This is a genomic window from Aeribacillus sp. FSL K6-8210 (assembly GCF_037963925.1).
In the GTDB taxonomy this organism is placed as follows: Bacteria; Bacillota; Bacilli; order Bacillales; family Aeribacillaceae; genus Aeribacillus; species Aeribacillus composti.
On record NZ_CP150172.1, the window covers coordinates 1,801,229 to 1,819,353 of the forward strand.

General features: G+C 39.4%; 17 protein-coding genes. 12 read left to right on the forward strand and 5 right to left on the reverse strand.

Annotation, left to right across the window (positions count from 1 at the left end):
• Window positions 1-71: 71 nt before the first annotated feature.
• Together NSQ41_RS08685 and NSQ41_RS08690 are read right to left on the reverse strand one after the other, a co-directional pair.
• Window positions 72-1,604, reverse strand: a complete 1,533-nt coding sequence (locus NSQ41_RS08685) for an FAD-dependent oxidoreductase (RefSeq protein WP_339195523.1) — start codon at window positions 1,602-1,604, stop codon at window positions 72-74.
• Between the two features lie 881 nt (window positions 1,605-2,485).
• The gene (locus NSQ41_RS08690) at window positions 2,486-2,614 is read right to left on the reverse strand and encodes a hypothetical protein (protein ID WP_277986809.1); all 129 of its coding nucleotides are present in this window, start codon (window positions 2,612-2,614) and stop codon (window positions 2,486-2,488) included.
• A gap of 181 nt (window positions 2,615-2,795) precedes the next feature.
• Here NSQ41_RS08690 and NSQ41_RS08695 point away from each other — a divergent pair, with 181 nt between their 5' ends.
• The 4 genes from NSQ41_RS08695 (at window position 2,796) to NSQ41_RS08710 (ending at window position 8,011) form a co-directional block, all read left to right on the forward strand.
• On the forward strand, window positions 2,796-4,547 hold the full coding sequence (locus NSQ41_RS08695) for a sensor histidine kinase (protein ID WP_327848627.1): 1,752 nt from the start codon (window positions 2,796-2,798) through the stop codon (window positions 4,545-4,547).
• Entirely contained in the window at window positions 4,544-5,275 is a 732-nt protein-coding gene (locus tag NSQ41_RS08700) for a LytTR family DNA-binding domain-containing protein (RefSeq protein ID WP_063389552.1), read from the forward strand. The genes NSQ41_RS08695 and NSQ41_RS08700 overlap by 4 nt, the downstream gene beginning before the upstream one ends.
• Before the next feature lie 170 nt (window positions 5,276-5,445).
• On the forward strand, window positions 5,446-7,239 hold the full coding sequence (gene cstA / locus NSQ41_RS08705; RefSeq protein WP_063389551.1) for a carbon starvation protein CstA: 1,794 nt from the start codon (window positions 5,446-5,448) through the stop codon (window positions 7,237-7,239).
• Window positions 7,240-7,435: 196 nt separating this feature from the next.
• Complete coding sequence (locus tag NSQ41_RS08710; protein WP_066246672.1) at window positions 7,436-8,011, forward strand: TetR/AcrR family transcriptional regulator; 576 nt, start codon at window positions 7,436-7,438, stop codon at window positions 8,009-8,011.
• Between the two features lie 130 nt (window positions 8,012-8,141).
• On the opposite strand, the gene NSQ41_RS08715 is transcribed toward NSQ41_RS08710, so the two are convergent.
• Window positions 8,142-9,356, reverse strand: a complete 1,215-nt coding sequence (locus NSQ41_RS08715) for a Gfo/Idh/MocA family oxidoreductase (protein WP_066246674.1) — start codon at window positions 9,354-9,356, stop codon at window positions 8,142-8,144.
• Between the two features lie 573 nt (window positions 9,357-9,929).
• Between NSQ41_RS08715 and NSQ41_RS08720 the strand changes: the two genes are divergently transcribed.
• The 3 genes from NSQ41_RS08720 to NSQ41_RS08730 are packed head-to-tail and all read left to right on the forward strand — an operon-like array spanning window position 9,930 to window position 12,328.
• The gene (locus NSQ41_RS08720; protein WP_063389548.1) at window positions 9,930-10,685 is read left to right on the forward strand and encodes a prolipoprotein diacylglyceryl transferase family protein; all 756 of its coding nucleotides are present in this window, start codon (window positions 9,930-9,932) and stop codon (window positions 10,683-10,685) included.
• Window positions 10,675-12,087, forward strand: coding sequence for a radical SAM protein (locus NSQ41_RS08725; RefSeq protein ID WP_339195537.1), 1,413 nt, complete (start codon window positions 10,675-10,677; stop codon window positions 12,085-12,087). The genes NSQ41_RS08720 and NSQ41_RS08725 overlap by 11 nt, the downstream gene beginning before the upstream one ends.
• Complete coding sequence (locus NSQ41_RS08730) at window positions 12,080-12,328, forward strand: hypothetical protein (protein WP_339211457.1); 249 nt, start codon at window positions 12,080-12,082, stop codon at window positions 12,326-12,328. Before NSQ41_RS08725 ends, NSQ41_RS08730 begins: the two co-directional genes overlap by 8 nt.
• A gap of 118 nt (window positions 12,329-12,446) precedes the next feature.
• Here NSQ41_RS08730 and NSQ41_RS08735 read toward each other — a convergent pair whose 3' ends face one another.
• Window positions 12,447-12,998, reverse strand: a complete 552-nt coding sequence (locus tag NSQ41_RS08735; RefSeq protein WP_130156567.1) for a hypothetical protein — start codon at window positions 12,996-12,998, stop codon at window positions 12,447-12,449.
• Between the two features lie 84 nt (window positions 12,999-13,082).
• Between NSQ41_RS08735 and NSQ41_RS08740 the strand changes: the two genes are divergently transcribed.
• Window positions 13,083-13,685: a TetR/AcrR family transcriptional regulator gene (locus tag NSQ41_RS08740; protein WP_339211458.1), complete on the forward strand. Its 603-nt coding sequence runs from the start codon at window positions 13,083-13,085 to the stop codon at window positions 13,683-13,685.
• Window positions 13,686-13,790: 105 nt separating this feature from the next.
• Window positions 13,791-15,113 (forward strand): hypothetical protein, encoded by a 1,323-nt coding sequence (locus NSQ41_RS08745; protein ID WP_339211460.1) that lies wholly within the window; start codon window positions 13,791-13,793, stop codon window positions 15,111-15,113.
• Window positions 15,114-15,676: 563 nt separating this feature from the next.
• On the opposite strand, the gene NSQ41_RS08750 is transcribed toward NSQ41_RS08745, so the two are convergent.
• Entirely contained in the window at window positions 15,677-16,384 is a 708-nt protein-coding gene (locus NSQ41_RS08750) for a DsbA family oxidoreductase (RefSeq protein WP_144597991.1), read from the reverse strand.
• Between the two features lie 387 nt (window positions 16,385-16,771).
• Between NSQ41_RS08750 and NSQ41_RS08755 the strand changes: the two genes are divergently transcribed.
• Genes NSQ41_RS08755 through NSQ41_RS08765 form a run of 3 tightly spaced genes read left to right on the forward strand, consistent with a single transcriptional unit; the run spans window position 16,772 to window position 17,874 of the window.
• Window positions 16,772-17,149, forward strand: coding sequence for a hypothetical protein (locus NSQ41_RS08755; RefSeq protein ID WP_339211463.1), 378 nt, complete (start codon window positions 16,772-16,774; stop codon window positions 17,147-17,149).
• A 7-nt stretch (window positions 17,150-17,156) separates the two neighbouring features.
• Window positions 17,157-17,669: an RNA polymerase sigma factor gene (locus tag NSQ41_RS08760; RefSeq protein WP_339211466.1), complete on the forward strand. Its 513-nt coding sequence runs from the start codon at window positions 17,157-17,159 to the stop codon at window positions 17,667-17,669.
• On the forward strand, window positions 17,653-17,874 hold the full coding sequence (locus NSQ41_RS08765) for a hypothetical protein (RefSeq protein ID WP_094245728.1): 222 nt from the start codon (window positions 17,653-17,655) through the stop codon (window positions 17,872-17,874). The genes NSQ41_RS08760 and NSQ41_RS08765 overlap by 17 nt, the downstream gene beginning before the upstream one ends.
• Window positions 17,875-18,125: the final 251 nt, after the last annotated feature.

Sequence of the window (18,125 nt, forward strand, 5' to 3'; positions counted from 1 at the left end):
AAAGGATTGTTTTTGCTCAACAAGTCTTTCTCCTTTTTATTTTTCATTTTTTGGACTTGGAAGCGATGCAGTCACCCCTTTAATTTCTTAATTGATTTGAGTGCCGGACCTTCTACAACATCGCCGTCTATTGAAAATCTCGAACCATGGCATGGACAATCCCATGTTTTCTCGCCGCTGTTCCATTCTAATTCACAGCCTAAATGGGTGCAGGTAGTATCTACGATGTGGAGGCTGCCATTTTCATCTTTGTAGGCACCGGCTCTTTTTCCGTTATAGGAAACGACTGCTCCTTCAGCAGGGGCTAAATCTTCCGGCTTTCTTAGAGCAAACTCAAGCTTTCCTTCAATCAAATGCTTTGCAACATCTGTATTTGTTGAAATAAACTGCTTCACGCTTGGATCTGCTTGAAATCTTGCTGGGGTAAAAAGCTCGCGATATCGGTTTTCCTTCCCTTTAATTATATCGACAAGCAGTCGTGCGGCGGCTGTGCCGTTTGTCATTCCCCATTTTCGAAACCCTGTCGCAAACAGGATATTTGCTTTCTGTTCGTTTATATGTCCAATATAAGGAATTTTATCCAACGTTGTTAAGTCTTGAGTAGACCATCGGTAAGGAATTTTTTGTATGCCGAATGCTTGATCGCCAAAAGCTTGAAGGGACTCGTAATGCTGAATCATCGGGATTCCTTGTCCAGTTTTATGATTTTCACCTGCGATCATCACAAGCTTTTCTCCGTTGATCGTGACGGACCGAAGCGACCGAACCGGATTTTCGGCGCTGATGTACATGCCGCCGGGATACTCAATTTTTGTTTTGACAGCAATAATATACGATCTTTCCGCATACATTCTTGAAAAATAAAAGGCGGCATCATAGAAAGGAAAATGCGAACAAATGAATACATAGTTGCACAAAATGTGATAACCGTCTTTTGTCAAAATTTTCGGGTGTGGGCCGTGTTTTATATCGACAGCTGCTGTATTCTCATAGATGTCTATCCCTTTTTCCGACGCGTTTTCCACAAGCTTTTGCAAATATTTTAACGGATGAAATTGGGCTTGATTTTTCATCACAACTGCTGTTTTTGCCTGTACGGGAACAGGGATGTTTTCCACAAGCTCTCCTTGAATTCCAAGCTTTTCATATGCTTTATATTCGTTTTCGATTTTTTTTATGTATTGCTCTGAATTCGTATAAACATATGCATCCTCTTCTTTCCAATCGCATTCGATGTTGTGCTCCTGTATCGTTTGTTTGATAAACTCCATCGCATCGCTGGCTGCTTCATAATATAGCTTTGCATTGCTTTCCCCAAAGTGCTGTATAAATTCATCATAAATCAGCCCGTGTTGTGCGGTGACTTTTGCGGTTGTATGCCCGGTCGTACCATTTAAAATACGATCCGATTCGATCAGCGCGGTTTTGATTCCTTCTTTCGCAAGCAGATAGGCGCTTGTGATGCCTGTGATCCCGCCGCCTACAATCGCTACATCAACAAAAATATCTTTGTCAAGCTTGTTGAAGGAGGGCAGCTGAACAGAATCTGGCCAGAACGGTTTCGAAAGCTTAGGAAGTTCATTTTTACTAACGGCTTCTTTCATAAAAAAGTTCCTCCTATTAGATCTGATGATGCTTTTATCTTTGCCTAATATTTGGGTTGTTATGTGCATCTGATAATTTTGAGCGACCTTTTTATTTCAATTAAGATATGCTACGTTTCAAAGAAATAAGTTTTTTGCTGATTCCAATCATTCCTTGCTTCTACTAAGGGTTGCTGTAGGAAAATGCAGATTGAGAACACTAAGTAAATTCCGAAATAAAAAGCCTAATTCTCTCATTTTAAATGATGAGAAATTAGGCTTTTTCCTTAATTAGACAATATAAATTATAATGGACAAACATTAAAGCATAAGTTTCTTTACGAAGAGCACTCGAATAGTTATTATATGACTACAACCGAAATAACTAAAATGACACATTTTTATTATCATTGTATTCTTTAAGTAATTTTTCACATAAATCCTTGCAAATTCCTTGAGAATGGTATCTACTCAATAATTCACTTAGGTTTATGAATATTTTATTTTCATTTAATATATTTTTAAAATCTTGATAAGTGCCCTTTCTATTAATTTTCACCTTTGTTTCAGGGAAAAGGCTATTTATTTTATTATTGACTTTGTTATTGATTCTTCACTCTCAGCCACTGGGTTTTATAATGTTGAAGCAAAAGTCAAAATTGTTTCGATAAAATGTATATCATCTTCATATAAACCATTTTTTCATCCATTCACTTACAGCTAAAATCCCCACAAGTATCACTCCTAAAAAAATAAGACATCTGCCATACGAATAGCTCAGCTTACAGCTATTGCAATGTTCTCAGCGGTAGTTTTACTCATTCTAGTATTCTTTTTTAAGTAAACTGGAAGTCTTGTTCTAACCATAGCAGCTGCATCTGAACCAGCATTTTCAAATTGCGTTAACCAATTTCCGATTTTTTACTATTATTTTTAAACGTTCTGGCAGTAGCTGCGTCTATTATGTTAAAATGTCTTGCCGCATCAAATACCGCATCTCCACCCGCTCTAAGCAACTGTGCGACTTTCACTATAACACCCATATTATAATGAGTACTGCCTAAAAATCCATTTTGAGAAGCTTAAAATGTAATAGTAATGATAACCATTGTGAACATTAAACTTTATTCAGCACCCTTTAATAGGTACAATGAATATTGACACCGCGAGCGAACAAAAGCTGGAATATCGGTGTAAAGGAGTGTGTCTGTCTTGTTTGATTTAATGCCTTTAATGCTGGAGCGAGTGGGAATTTTAGTCATTTTAGCTTTTTTGTTATCAAGGATGAAGGCATTTCGGCGAATGATTCATCATGAGCATGGATTAAGCGAAAAGCTAATGCTGATTGCCGTATTTGGATCTTTTGGCATTATTAGTAATTATACTGGTGTCGAAATTGCTCAAGGCAATATCAGCTCACAAACATGGCAAATAGAAGTGGATGGAGATGCCGCAATTGCCAATACAAGAATTATGGGAGTAGTGATTGGGGGATTGCTTGGCGGTCCATTCGTCGGCATCGGCACTGGTCTAGTAGCAGGACTGCATCGGATGACATTAGGAGGATTTACCGCGTTTGCTTGCGGAGCATCTACTATTTTGGCTGGATTCGTGACCGGTTTCCTTTGGAAGCGTTTTAGAATAAAAGACAATTTTTCACCTTGGAAAGCTGTTTTGACCGGAATTTTTATGGAATGTACTCAAATGGGACTTATTCTCTTACTTGCCCGCCCGTTTGAATCCGCAGTTAAGCTTGTAGAATTAATCGCTCTTCCGATGATTACGATTAACGGATTTGGGACTCTTATTTTTATTTTAATTATTCATTCGATTCTAGTGGAGGAAGAGCGGACGAAGGCTCTTCAAACACATAAATCTTTTTACATCGCACAGCAGACCTTGCCATTTTTCCGAAAAGGCTTAAATGAGCATTCGTGTAAAAAAGTGGCGGAAATTATTTTAAAATGGACGAAAGCAGATGCCATTTCCATTACTAATCGGGAAATTGTCCTCGCTCATATCGGTGCCGGTTCTGATCATCATAAGCAAGGGCAAACTTTAGTAACAAAGCTGACAAAAAAGGTTTTAGAGCGGGGGAAAATCATTAAAGCAAAATCGAAGGAGGAAATCCAATGCCCAAATTCTGATTGTCCGCTTCAGTCAGCGATTGTTATGCCGCTTCAAGTACACAACCAAACGGTTGGCACGTTAAAGCTTTATTTTTTAGACCCGAGTCTTATGGATAAAGTGGAGCAAGAGCTGGCGGAAGGACTTAGCAAGCTGTTTTCTACCCAATTGGAGCTTGCTGATGCAGAACTGCAGAGAAAACTGCTGAAAGATGCAGAAATTAAAGCTTTGCAGGCGCAAATTAATCCGCATTTCCTGTTCAATTCGTTAAACACGATTTCCAGCTTGATCAGAACTGATGCGGATAAAGCTAGGAAGCTTCTTTTAAAATTAAGCGTGTTCTTCCGAAGTAATTTACAGGGAGCTAGACAATTTGTCATTCCGCTTGAAAAAGAGCTTGAGCATGTTGAAGCATACTTATCTATTGAGCAGACAAGATTTCCTGATAAATATCATGTAAGTTTTGATATTGACCAAAGCTTAAAGAAAGTAATGGTTCCGCCGTTTACGCTTCAGCCTCTCGTCGAAAACGCCATCAAGCACGCTTTTGCCAATAAGGAGCATGGGAAAGTGTCCATTCGGGCGTATGCAGAAAATGATCAAATGATCTTAATCACCGAAGATAATGGCAGCGGCATTCCTGATCATTTATTGCGCCAATTGGGAAATCAGACCGTTCAATCGAATGATGGAACAGGAACAGCTCTTTGGAATATAAAAAAACGAATAGAAGAAATTTATGGTTCCGCCGGAGCCTTCCATATTAAAAGCGATGAAAATGGAACGAAAGTGACGATTAAGTTTCCATTAGAAATGAAAGGAGAAGTAGCCGTATGATCAAGGCTTTTATCGTGGAGGATGAACCGTTGGCAAGAGACGAACTTATTTACTTGCTTAAAAGGAGCAAGCAGGTAGAGATTGTTGGGGAAGCGGAACAAATGGATGAAGCGATTGAAAAAATCCGCCAGACCGACATGGATGTGATCTTTCTTGATATACAGCTGTCATCTCATGAACAAGGGATTAGACTTGCTGAAAAGCTAATGGAGATTGATCATAGACCTGAGATTGTTTTTGCAACCGCTTATGATGAGTACGCTTTGAAAGCATTTGAGCTGAATGCGGTTGATTACATTTTGAAGCCGTTTGATGAAGAAAGGATATTTCATACAATTGAAAAAATTTCAAAGCGGCTGGAAGCCCGCCAAGAAAAAAGACCGCAATATTTTCAAATGCAGGATGAAAAGATTCCTGTGTCATTAGACGACCGCATTCTGCTTATTAACGTGAAAGATATTCTTTATATTGAGTTTAATGACGGAAAAACCATTATCACTTGCCGCGATCAAAAATATGAAGTTAAAGAATCGCTTGTCACTTTTGAAAGAAAGCTGCAGCAAACGCACATCATGCGTGTTCATAGAGCTTATTTAGTCAACTTGAATGAAATAGTTGAAATTCAGCCGTGGTTCAACTCCACGTATCATGTAATCATGAAAAATGGCGAATCGATCCCGGTCAGCAGAACTTATACGAAGGAGCTGAAAAAGCGATTGGGCATTTAAAAAAAGCTGAAAGCTTTAAGCAATATTTGTGACAAAATTGTTGCAATTCAATTTAAGAAATTGACGATTTATCCCCGGATTCTTGCATTTTGTTTTGAAAACCGATCATGAAGATGTTTATTTAATACAATGAATGTAAAAAGCAAGAACAAAGGGGAGGTTGCAAAAAAATGAATGCGATTACAATCGTGATTGCCTCAATGTGTATTTTAATGATCGCCTACCGTCTTTACGGAACATTTATGGCTGTAAAAGTGTTGAAGCTGGATGATTCAAAACCGACACCAGCTCACGAATTAAATGATGGAAAGGATTATGTTCCGACGAATAAATGGGTAAGCTTCGGGCATCACTTTGCCGCTATTGCTGCAGCAGGACCGCTCGTCGGACCGATCCTAGCCGCACAATTTGGATATTTGCCCAGTCTGCTGTGGCTTTTGATTGGTGCCGTAATTGGAGGGGCCGTCCATGATGCAGTCGTTTTATTTGCTTCCATGCGGCAAAAAGGGAAATCATTATCGGAAGTAGCAAAAGAAGAATTAGGTCCGGTAGCCGGCTTTTGTACAGGACTTGCCATGCTGTTCATTATTACCATAACAATGGCTGGTCTTTCCATGGTTGTTCTTCATGCATTGGAAAAAAACCCTTGGGGCACGTTTGCAGTCGGAATCACCATTCCTATTGCAATGGGAGTCGGAATTTTCTATAAGAAAACAGGCAATTTAAAATTAGCTTCAACAGTTGGCTTTATTTTATTAATGATAGGTGTTTTCGCAGGACCTTCCATACAAGAAACAGCTCTTGGGGATTGGTTGACATTCGATACTAAAACTTTGGCGCTTATTTTACCAATCTATGCATTTTTTGCTGCGGCTTTGCCGGTTTGGCTGCTGCTTGCTCCTCGTGATTATTTGAGCAGCTTTATGAAAATCGGTGTGTTCATTGCGCTGATCATTGGTGTTTTTATCATTAATCCTTCTATTGAAATGCCGGCCTTTACAGAATTTATCCACGGCGGAGGGCCGATTTTAGCTGGACCTGTTTGGCCGTTTATATCGATTACAATTGCATGCGGTGCGATTTCAGGATTTCACGCTTTTGTCGGATCGGGTACAACGCCGAAAATGCTTAATAAGTGGAGCGATATAAAAGTTGTCGGCTTTGGAGCCATGTTGGTGGAATGTTTGGTCGGCATCATGGCGCTGATCGCTGCAACAGCTCTTCATCCGGCAGATTATTTTGCGATCAATTCCGCGCCGGAAGTATTCCGGACACTTGGAATGGATGTTATTAATTTACCAGCTTTAAGCCAGGAAATAGGTTTAAATTTGGAAGGAAGAACAGGTGGAGCGGTTACACTTGCAGTTGGAATGACTTATATTTTTACTGCGATTCCATGGTTTGAGAATTTGGCTTCGTATTTTTTCCAATTTGTTATAATGTTTGAGGCTGTTTTCATTTTAACTGCGATTGATGCAGGAACACGTGTAGCACGTTATTTAATTCAAGATTTCTTCGGTGAAGTGTATAAACCATTAAAAAAGGTAGACTCCGTTCCGGCTTCCGTATTTGCAAGCGCTTTAGCCTGTTTTATGTGGGGGTACCTGCTTTACTCAGGAGATATTGGATCGGTTTGGGCATTGTTTGGCGTATCGAACCAGCTGATGGCATCCATCGGACTGATTGTCGGTGCGACAGTCATTTTAAAAATTGCCGATAAACGAAGATATATGCTTACTTGCCTCATTCCGTTAGCTTATTTATTTGCTACAGTAAACTATGCTGGCTACTGGATGACCGTAAATGTTTATTTGAATCCGGAAGCTGCAGGCTACAACGTATTAAACGGAATTTTATCCATCATTATGCTCGTTCTTGGTATTGTCATCTTGGCAACGGCATTGAAAAAATGGATTGAAATATGGAATGATCCGGGCTTTCAAATGGAGGCTAAATCAGCCTGACACAAGGGTAATTGGGCGGCTCATTTGTTGATGCCGCTCTTTATTTGTTTAAGCATCACAACAGCGGTGGCGACAGAGGAGGAGAAATGATCAAACGATGGCAAAAAAACTTAATGGAAGTAATGAATCGTAAAAGCAATATCATGTACAATAACAACTAACTAATTAGTTAGTTGTATAAAAAAGGGTGATTTTTATGGCGAGAAATAAAGGAGAAGAGAGCAAAAAGAAAATATTTCAAGCTGCTGCGGAGCTGTTCGCTCATAAAGGTTTTCATGCTACAAAGATCAGCGATATTGTGGCAAAAGCAGGGCTCACGCAGGCAGCTTTTTATCTTTATTTCAACAGCAAGGAAGAAATTTTCGAACAAATGCTTGAAGATTTTGAAAAGCAGTTAATTCATTTTAGTGATGCAGGAAAAAAAGTGGCTGATATACAACCGGAGCAAGTGAAAGACCATGTCCGTGAGACAATCGCTGACATTCTGAAGTTTCTCGGAAAAAATCCTCACTTAACGAAAGTTGCACTCAGGGAGAACAAAGATGATCGTTTACGAAGCATCATTGTTGAAAAAATAGCAGCAAATATGAGCAACAATCAAAGACTTGGAATTGTTAAAACGGAAATTGACACTCAATTTGCCGGTGAAGCATTTCTCTCAGTGATCGAGCACATTATTGAACGATATGTAATGACAGGAGAAAAAACAGAAAATGAACTTGCGGACCAAGTGTCCCTTTTGTTCTTAGAGGGGATTTTGAATAAAAATTAAAAGGAGGAACATGAAAGGTGCTGGAATGACGTTAACATCATTTCGCATTAGTGTATATGCGAAATAAAAAAACGAGATTAGATCAGTCGTTTTCCATTGGATAAAATGCTATTTAAAACCGCTAACCAATTTATTCGGTTAGCGGCTGCTCCGTTTTATTAAACGTTACACGATTTGCCAGTTCTAAGTCTTTCACGGCGTCTTCAGCTGTAACAAATCCTTCCCATCCTTCTTCTTCAATGATTCGGCAAAAATCAAGGAAACGGTCTTGGACCATTGCCTCATACCACAATTGCCGCTGCTCCAATTTGATTGTCCGTTCGTATGAAATGCTGGATAGTGCTTCAAGCGGGAACGATTTATTTTTGAAACAATGAAAGGCTGAAGAGCGTACTTTTTCAACAGCGTTTTCTACCGGTTTTTTCGGTATGCTGTCTAGTATTTGATCGATCAGCTCGCCCTGTTCTTTTGAGATTTTGCCCTCTAAAAATAATTTTTGGGGAATCCATCCTTCAAGTACAATCCGTCCATGAGTGCAATGAATTTCCCATTTTGTCGATTCCGGTGCGTCAGGATCCATCGTAAAGCCGTGGTAATATTGAACAGGAACTAAAGAATATATGTTGTTTTCCGAACTTTTTTCGTCTTGTTGATAAACTGGTTTATGAAGAACGCTTGCCCAAACACGCTGTTTTTCACCGTTTTCCTCCGTCAGAGCAAAACCGTTCGCATCGACCGCTTCTCCGAGTATGTGGCGACCGACCTCAAAAAAATGAACTCCATGTTCAATAAAAATGCCTCCGCTTAGTTGATCATTCCAAAACCAATGGCCATTGGCGACGTGATGAGCCGAGTTGGTGAGACTTGCATGATGCACGAATCCAAGCAGCCGATGGCGGACGATCCATTCAACAGCTTCTACTAGCGGATTGTAACGCAATACAAGGTTCACGGCGAATGCACGCTTTTGTTTTTTTGCATAGTTCGCATTTTCCAAAAGTTCCTTGGCATAAAGGGCACCAGGTTTTTCTAACAAGACATGCTTTCCGTGTGTTAAAGCCAGTCGGCTAAGTGAGGAGTGAAGATGAGGCGGTGTTGCTAAAATGACAATATCGATTTCAGGATCGGCTATAAGGTCGGCTGCCTCATAATATTCTTTTGGCGTTATCGCATTATGTCTCTGTTTTTGAAAAGCAGCCATCACGCTCTCCCGTTTTGTATCCGTCCTTCCTGCGACAGCTGTCAATTGAAATTCAGGCAGCCGTGCAAGCGCACCGGACAAAAAAGTGGCAAAAGCGCCCGCACCTGCGATCCCCACTCGGTAAGTCTTCATCTTGCCAGACATGGTGTTTTCCCCCTTTACGTTATGGAATTTGACAACTTCATTATAAACGAAAATATAGTCTCGTAAATTTTGAATTGCACAATTAGTAGGATGTATATTTTTCAAAACCGATTCTGTCAAGTGTAAAAAAAGTTTGAAAGATTTGCGTGAATGAGAGCAAGGAAATGACAGGATGATCGTTGAATCAAATCTAGGAAACCTGCTCAAACAACGATTCCTAACAAATAACTTTTAATTATTTATTTGTATGCAAAAGCGATTGCCATCATGATTCAAAGGAAATTCGGGAGTTGCTTCCGGAAAAATCCAATCTGCCTTGATTATAAACATTAGAAAATATAGCTTTCTGCAAATGGACTGATGCAAACAGTTTGGAATCACTTATTGATGCTAAGCTTATTGAACAAAAATCAGCTTTCGAAAATATTTGCCGGCGCTTCCATTAGTTTAGTTGAGACGGGGAAAAAATATAACTGCTGCAACGAAATTTTTTTGTAATGTTTAAAATATTAAAACAATCAATTCATATTTTTTGATATGATGAAAGTAAGGTTTTGCAAAAAGAGGTGTAAAATGGATTTTCCTGTTTATATACATTTGGGTCCTGTTTCGATTCATCCGCATTTATTTTTTGAGACTTTGGCTTATTTTGTCGGTTTCAGAGTTTACTTGCATACGAGAAATAAAGAAAGAATTCCGCTTGATAAGGCGATGTGGGTCGTGATCGGTGCGATAGCCGGGGCTGCGTTAGGATCAAAGCTCCTGTATTGGCTTGAAAATCCTGTTGAAACGCTGAAAAATGTGACGAATCTCAACTATTTAATGGCCGGGAAAACGATCGTCGGTGGATTGCTGGGAGGATTGATCGGAGTTGAAACCGCAAAAAAGCTAATCGGCTGGAAGCGCTCGACAGGCGATGATTTTGTCTTACCGCTTATTATTGGCATGAGCATTGGCAGGATAGGCTGTTTTTTCACCGGCCTCTCAGACCATACGCACGGCACCCCAACGACTTGGGTGACGGGTGTTGATTTTGGAGACGGCGTACCGAGACATCCAACTCAAATATATGAAATTGTCTATTTATGGCTGATCGGTTTTTTCGTTCTATACATAAGAAAAAAGAAAACATCTCCGTGGGAAGGGTTTCTGTTCCAGTTTTTTATGGTTTCCTATTTGCTGTTTCGCTTTTTTATTGATTTTATCAAGCCGACACCTCACCCGTATTTTGGGTTAAACAACATTCAGTTAGCAGCTTTCGTCGGATTGATGTACTATTTGTTCCTTATAAGGAAAAAGAGAAGGGAGAAATTTCAGTATGCCAAATAGACCATACATTTTCTATGAATTAACGAACAGCATTTGTTCGAAATGTTTGCGGAAAACGGAAGCAAAAGTCATATTTGAGAATGATCAAGTTTTTTTAGTAAAACATTGCCGTCATCATGGAAGAGAAAAAGTATTGATCTCAACCGATATCGAATATTACAAAAAATGCCGTGAATTTTTGAAGCGTGCAGAAATGCCGTATCGCTGGAATACCTCCATTCAATACGGGTGCCCGTATGATTGCGGCTTATGTCCGGATCACGAGCAGCACAGCTGCTTGGCATTGGTGGAAGTTACGGATCAGTGCAATTTGCAATGCCCGATCTGTTATGCGGAGTCTTCCCCGAAAAAACAGAAATGGCGCCCACTAGAGGAAATTGAGAAGATGTTTGATGCGATTGTGAAAAATGAGCGGGAACCAGATATCGTTCAAATCAGCGGCGGTGAACCAACGATCCATCCACAGTTTTTCGAGATATTAGAAATGGCGAAATCGAAGCCAATTAAGCATATAATGGTGAATACAAACGGAATTAAAATTGCCCAGGACAAAAAATTTGCTGAAAAGCTGGCTCGCTACATGCCCGGATTTGAAATTTATTTGCAGTTTGACAGTTTTGAAAAAGAGGCGTTAATCGATCTGCGCGGAGTGGATTTGCGAGCAGTCCGAGAGAAGGCAATAGAACATTTAAATGAATACAACATTTCCACAACATTAGTTGTCACGTTAAAAAAGGGTGTAAACGATCAGGAGGTCGGAAAAATCATTAAATACGGTCTTTCGCAGCAGGCAGTCAGGGGAGTCACCTTTCAGCCGGTGCAAATTGCCGGAAGAACAAAAAATTTTAACCCTGCAACTGACCGATTAACGTTGAGCGAAGTTCGCAGCATGATTATCGAGCAATCGGAGGTTTTTCAAGCAGACGATATTATTCCTGTCCCTTGCCATCCTGACTGTTTGGCTATGGGGTATGCGCTGAAGTTAAACGGGGAAGTGAAGCCTCTGACGGGTATGATCGATCCACATATTCTCCTTGAAGGAGATCAAAATACGATCGTATTTGAACAAGATGAACAATTGAAACATAAAGTTTTTGAGCTATTCAGTTTAAATCATTCTCCCGGCTCTTCCGCGATGTCACTAAAAGATTTATTATGCTGTCTGCCGAAAGTAGCGATACCGGAAAATATTAGCTATAACAATGTGTTTCGTGTAATTATTATGCAATTTTTAGATGCTTACAACTTTGATGTTCGTTCAGTTAAAAAATCCTGTGTTCATATTGTACATCACGACGGCCGCATCATTCCGTTTGACACGTATAACTTGTTTTACAGGGACAGCCTTGAAAACCGGCTGAAAGAAATTCAAACAGAAATGGCGATGACTGTGCATGAATGAGCATACAAAAGACATTTGGAAAGGCATCGGTATTGTGCTTCTTTTACATGGGCTATTGTTGATTTTTCCGATTACGATCTTTTTTATCGGTTTTGTTCAGGTGATTTATATCATTCCAGCAGTCGTGATCGCCTTAATGAAAAGAAAAACAGCGATTGCTCAAGGAATACTGATCGCAGCTGGGATTACGTTTTTAGTGAATACAGTATGTTTCGGAGTGTTTATGATGGGATGGTACTAACGTAAAGAGTTTACAAACATGGTATAAAAAGCTGTAAATAAAACTTGTAGAGAAAAATATTGTCCTTCTCTACAAGCTCTGTAGCGCTAATCTAGGGGAAAATGGTCAAATTCTAGGATTAACTTTCATAATGCCCTTTCGCCTCTTTTTTCGGCCATATTGTATAGCTGAAGCTCCATAAAAAATCGATAAACAGGATGAACGTCCATTTTGCCGAAAATGATAAAAGTGCTTCTGTTTTCTGGAAATCGTTGACGAAAAGAACCATGAACAGGAGAAGTGCATTCCCAATAATCCATGCTAGAAGGTGGCGGTACCAGCCTTTCCGTTCATAAGCAGCATGCTGTTTTCCGAATTGAGGCCGTTTATTTGGCCGCTTTCCTCCAGCAAATCGGTAAGCAAACTGTTCATCCGCCCACTGAATCATCCGTTTGCCAAATGCAACCGAAACCCCAATATATACAGCAGACAATCCGTGTACAAAATGAGCTGTTGCGCCGTCTTTCAAATCGAAAACCGTTGCGATGATTAAAACAAGATCGATAAGAGGCGTACACAATAGAAGGAGCGACCCGATTTTTTTCCAGCCTAGAATATATCTGGCGAATAATCCGGCGCCGACAAATATCCAAAACAAAATTTCGCATATGACAATGAGCCAACCGATCATGATTCCACTCCTTTTTAAAACACACGTATTAAATAAAAATTTAACACAAGTGTATTAAAAAAACAACCATGATATAATAAAAATATGCCGAAAAAAGTGGATCACGTAAAACAAAGAGAAAAAATTGCTGTAGCGACATGGAATGTCATTGCGAAAGGCGGGATGGAAAAAGCAACCGTTCGCAATATTGCGAGAGAAGCAGGAGTTTCCGTTGGTTCATTAAGACATTATTTTTCAACTCAAGCAGAATTGCTGTCATTTGCAATGAAATTGGTGTCGGAAAGGGTGAGTCAACGAATTAACGAAATTGATTTTTCTATGCCGCCGCTTGATGCAATGAAAAGGATGATCCGGGAGGTTTTGCCGCTTGAAGATGATACAAAGAAAGAAATGGAGGTATGGTTTGCTTTTACCCAGAAAGCTCTTTCGGAGCCGGAACTTCAGTCTTTAAGCAAAGAAGTATATCTTAAAATGCGTTATGGATTTGAACAGGTCATCAAGACTTTAGTCAAACTTGATCTTGCGCGGCCGAATATCAATGTAGAGCTGGAGGTGGACCGTCTGTATGCACTGATCGATGGCTTGGCCATTCATGGATTAATGCATCCGGAATATTTATCTAATGAGATGATCGAATCCATTTTGGACAGTCACTTAAAATCTTTGTGCAAACAAGAGGTTTTATAATGGTTTCCGTCGAAACTAAGAATATAAATCAAACAAATTCACATCCGCAAAAAAATGAAAGTTTAGGAATCCTTTCTAGCTTCTGATATAAAAGGAGGTGGGAAAATGGTTCAGCTTTATTACACAGATCAATTCAGTTTTTCACCTATTGTTGCTCTGCAGCAATCATTGAAAGAACATGAGAAAAAACAGTCTATTGTTGAAAAAATATATGAATCCAATCTTGGGGCCCAATCAGAAAAGGACAACATAAAAGATTTGAAGAAGGAAGCGCTGGCACACGGATCTGTTCTGAAAACAATCACGTTAAAAAGGGGGAAGTCAAACGCTCTAATCGTTCCTTGGAAATCAACTAAGTTCTACGCGAAAGCAAGGGGGCGGGCAGGATTTGGGCGTTTTGACCGCCTCGGTGAAAAAATTGATGATCTAGCTTCAGAATATGTTTATTTAAAAAACTGGATTGAAGAAAATTTTTTTGGTGAACAACGAAAAGAGCGGCTCGACAAACTCGATCATTTTTTTCAACAAAGCATCCAACAGTTAGCTGATTCTTTTTCAAAATCAGTTGGCGGCTTTTTTGTGAAGCATGGTCTCCCAGACGTGAAAGAGGAGATGTATAACGATATTTTAAAAGCTTATGAACAGCGCATCGAACAATATACATCTTTTTTACGCAAGCATGAGGATTATGCCCAAATCGACAGAACGGATGGTGAACAGCTGTTAAGGGGAAACCATACTTTTAAGTTGGAGGCGCTCCGCCAACAATTTTTACAGAAGGAAAGCGCTTTAGAAACCGGCGATCATTATACAATATATGATTTTGAAGCGGCTGGGTCCTTTTATCAAGAAGCGGTCCGAACAGAACATGGCTATACGGCTGCAAAAAGCGAAGAACAAATCGGGATTGAACTCGGATTATTAGGGATGAAGCTGGAAGCATTGCTTCATACACCATTGTCTGAAAAAATGCGTGGCAACCTTGAGCATGTATACCATTCATATATCCAAAAAACGATTGAATCATACAACCGCTTCCAGGAGGAAAAGAGGGAAGAAGCATATGGACGGAGCAAAAGGGCTTATTCCATACTTGATTCGAAAATCATCGATGACATTATTTCAAGTATGAGAAGGCACGCAAAAGAAAAAAATATAGATCATGTCTTTTTGCATATTATACCGTCTGCTTACGTTTCATATGAACAAAAAACAAATGATGCGAATTGGAATGATCTTGTCCGTTATCATTCCTCAAAAAACGACTGGGACATGTTTTTTCAAAATGATTGGTCGGCGCATCATGCGTATTATCCATTTACTTACAATAATCTTATCAACAATTGGAACTCTTTTATAAATAAAACAGAGGGTCTATTGGATATGAAATTTGATCAAGAGGCGGTCATTTTTGAAGCGAGAATTTAATTTATGAAGAAATGGATAATCAAACATTAAATGGAAAAAAGTCCGTTCTTTGAAATCATTTACAATGTTGCGATGGATGAAAAATTCATAAATTTGAAGGGAAAATGGAGATCCACGTCAAAATCCCAGTATTTTACCTCTGGGACTTTGACGTGGATTTTTTTATTTCGGGTGCAAGTGTAATAAAATGGAAAGGTCTTTGCATCATTCAAGAAAAAAGGAATAGCAGATCAACAAGAAAAATAGTTAAACGATTCATCACCGTTATGAAGACATAATGAGCGGCCGCACCGCCTAAATTTCATAGTTTGAGGAGTAAAGTAAGAATTGTTCCTCTAAAGAAAACTTGGGAAGGTTAGTCAATGTAACAAAGGATGTAAACATTGATAACCTGACGATTCGGTTCTTTTATATGTGTTAACAAACGAAATTAAGTAAATAAATTAAACAAACTTTGCGATGTGAGCCATTGACAGATCGTCATGAACTGAAAGAAATGCAAAAGGAGGACACGTCGTTATTGATGACCGTTGTTCCTCCTGTCCATCTGCGGTCAAAACGAATTACATTTCACAGCTCTGATCGTTGCATAGTCCTCCGCCATCAGCTGCCAGTGGTTTGAGCGGCGAAGAAGAGTTTTCTTCATCCCATATTTTTTGAAAGCTTTTCAAAAATACTTCTGTTGGCTGCGCCCCAGAAATGGCATATTTGCGGTTGATGACGAAAAACGGCACACCTCTGACACCGAGACGTGAGGCTTCCTGTTCATCCTTTCTAACTTCCTCTTCCAATTGACTGCTTGAAAGCACTTGCTTGACTTCGTCGCCATCCAAGCCGATTTCTTCTGCGAGTTCAACTAAAACTTGATGGTCACTGATTAATTTCGATTCAGTGAAATAAGCATAAAAGAGCCGTTCGTGCATTTCTCTTCCTTTCCCTTTTTTATCTGCATATTTCGCTAATCGATGGGCATCGAACGTATTTGTTGGCTTCATTTCCTCGAAGCGAAATGTCAATCCGACGGACTCTGCCTGTTTGGCAACATCGTTATTTGCCCGCTTCGCTTCCTCAACGGAAATACCGTATTTTTGAGCAATGATTTCATGGATGGAAAGATCGTATTCCTTTTTGGCGGTTGGATCAAGCTCAAAGCTGCGGAACACGATTTCCGCTTGCTCCTTGTGCTGAAACAGCTCGAGCGCTTTTTCCATACGCCGTTTTCCGATATAGCAAAATGGGCAAACATAATCAGACCATATTTCAATTTTCACGTTTTCACCTTCTTTTATGAATCAATCGCACATCCATTGTATCGAATGAAAAGAAACAACTTCAACTTTTTCGACTTGACAGAAAGAAACAGGAAAACTTCATTTTTCATAAAACATTAAAATGATTGAATCTGTTTCGGACCTATGACGTTTGCGAAAAAAACGTGAGATTTATCTACAAGAAGATGTAAAATGTTGATCAACGGAATGGAATCGGAGCGTTTCATGTAAAACGGCCAGCGAAACATTAGAACTAACAGCAATTTTGTTAATATTACAGATGAAATCAACCTGAAGCCTTTTTATTAAAAAATTACGGAAAAAAATGAACTTTTTCCTTTCACGATTTGTATAAACAAATGAATGATGGGAAAGGAGATGACAATTATGCCTGTAACCGGCTGGGTAATCAGTTTAATTGTAGGCGGAATCATCGGAACGATTTTCGGTGTTTCGATCGCTTCTTTAAATAAAAAGGTCGTTCGGGATCGATGGGGAAACATTGATTTTAAAAAAACCGATCTTTATTTCTATTGGACCCGTTGGGATACGATTACGGTTATATCCGCAATTTATTCATTTTGCTGCCTCACAGGACTCTTTATCTTTCTAATAAAGGGAGATAACATTAACAGTCCTGTCATTCAATTTTTCCTTCATCAATCGTTTATGTTTACTTTAATGACGTTTCTTTGGTTTATCGGAAGAATCCTGTATGTGTTCAAAGGAATTAAAGAGCGGTGGTCAGATGAATTTAACAGATGAAAAGCTCATGGAAAAATTTCAAAACGGTGATACGGAAGCTTTGAACGAGCTTTATGAACGATATCGAGCACCGCTTTTCCGCTTTATTTACCGTTGTACACGGGACGACCAGCTTAGCATGGATGTCGTTCAAGATGCATTTTTGAAGCTGCAGCAAAAAAAGCATTACTTTTCCCCTGAAAAAGGGAGGCTGAAGACATATCTTTTTCAAATTGCTTATCATACGATGATCAGCAAAATAAAAATGAGAGCAAGGTGGCACCGTCTTCTTCCGTTTTTATATAAAGAGCCTGTCAACATATCCCGTTCCGATGAAAAAATGGAGGTCGAGAGGATGCTTCAATCGCTTTCAAACGAACAGCGGGCCGTTATCGTATTGTTTTATTATCATGATCTGTCGAAAAAGGATATTGCGCGCATCTTAAACATACCTTTGGGCACGGTGAAATCAAGGCTGCATCAAGCGGTTCAAAAAATGAGGAAAGAATGGGGGATCGAATCTGATGGAAAAGGATCGTGAAATTGATAAATTATTAAAAAAATATACAGTGGAAGTACCGGATTTTCCAATGAAAAAGTCAAAAATGGAGAAGCTTGCTAATTGGCTGTGTGAAAAGGCTTCATTTCCGATTCCTGAAGAACGAATCACATTTAAAGGGATGGTATGTATTCAGGTTATTCCAATTGTTGTTTCGCTAGCTGTTTCGGTTTGGATGATTTTGTGAACCGATGGATGGGATCATCTTTGCAGGTTGATCCCTTTTTCCATGAATTGCTCGCCGTTTAACTGACACTTGAAACAGGAGCTTCTCTGTTCTATAACGAAAGCATTGAGAGTGCAACGGACAGTCCTGACTGCTGCTCGTCGAATCTGCTCTTTTACAGTATAAAAGCTTAGCTCACACAACATTTTTCTATGCTAAGAACATATTTTAGAGAATGGAAACTAGCGTTCAGCACGTTAGAGAAGCCTTCA

Coding starts and splice junctions, on each gene's coding strand:
- NSQ41_RS08685 (WP_339195523.1), bottom strand. CDS start 1,604: ATGAAAGAAGCCGTTAGTAAAAATGAACTTCCTAAGCTTTCGAAACCG.
- NSQ41_RS08745 (WP_339211460.1), top strand. CDS start 13,791: ATGGTTCAGCTTTATTACACAGATCAATTCAGTTTTTCACCTATTGTT.
- NSQ41_RS08760 (WP_339211466.1), top strand. CDS start 17,157: ATGGAAAAATTTCAAAACGGTGATACGGAAGCTTTGAACGAGCTTTAT.
- NSQ41_RS08715 (WP_066246674.1), bottom strand. CDS start 9,356: ATGTCTGGCAAGATGAAGACTTACCGAGTGGGGATCGCAGGTGCGGGC.
- NSQ41_RS08710 (WP_066246672.1), top strand. CDS start 7,436: ATGGCGAGAAATAAAGGAGAAGAGAGCAAAAAGAAAATATTTCAAGCT.
- NSQ41_RS08735 (WP_130156567.1), bottom strand. CDS start 12,998: ATGATCGGTTGGCTCATTGTCATATGCGAAATTTTGTTTTGGATATTT.
- NSQ41_RS08725 (WP_339195537.1), top strand. CDS start 10,675: ATGCCAAATAGACCATACATTTTCTATGAATTAACGAACAGCATTTGT.
- NSQ41_RS08755 (WP_339211463.1), top strand. CDS start 16,772: ATGCCTGTAACCGGCTGGGTAATCAGTTTAATTGTAGGCGGAATCATC.
- cstA (WP_063389551.1), top strand. CDS start 5,446: ATGAATGCGATTACAATCGTGATTGCCTCAATGTGTATTTTAATGATC.
- NSQ41_RS08765 (WP_094245728.1), top strand. CDS start 17,653: ATGGAAAAGGATCGTGAAATTGATAAATTATTAAAAAAATATACAGTG.
- NSQ41_RS08720 (WP_063389548.1), top strand. CDS start 9,930: ATGGATTTTCCTGTTTATATACATTTGGGTCCTGTTTCGATTCATCCG.
- NSQ41_RS08730 (WP_339211457.1), top strand. CDS start 12,080: ATGAATGAGCATACAAAAGACATTTGGAAAGGCATCGGTATTGTGCTT.
- NSQ41_RS08700 (WP_063389552.1), top strand. CDS start 4,544: ATGATCAAGGCTTTTATCGTGGAGGATGAACCGTTGGCAAGAGACGAA.
- NSQ41_RS08740 (WP_339211458.1), top strand. CDS start 13,083: ATGCCGAAAAAAGTGGATCACGTAAAACAAAGAGAAAAAATTGCTGTA.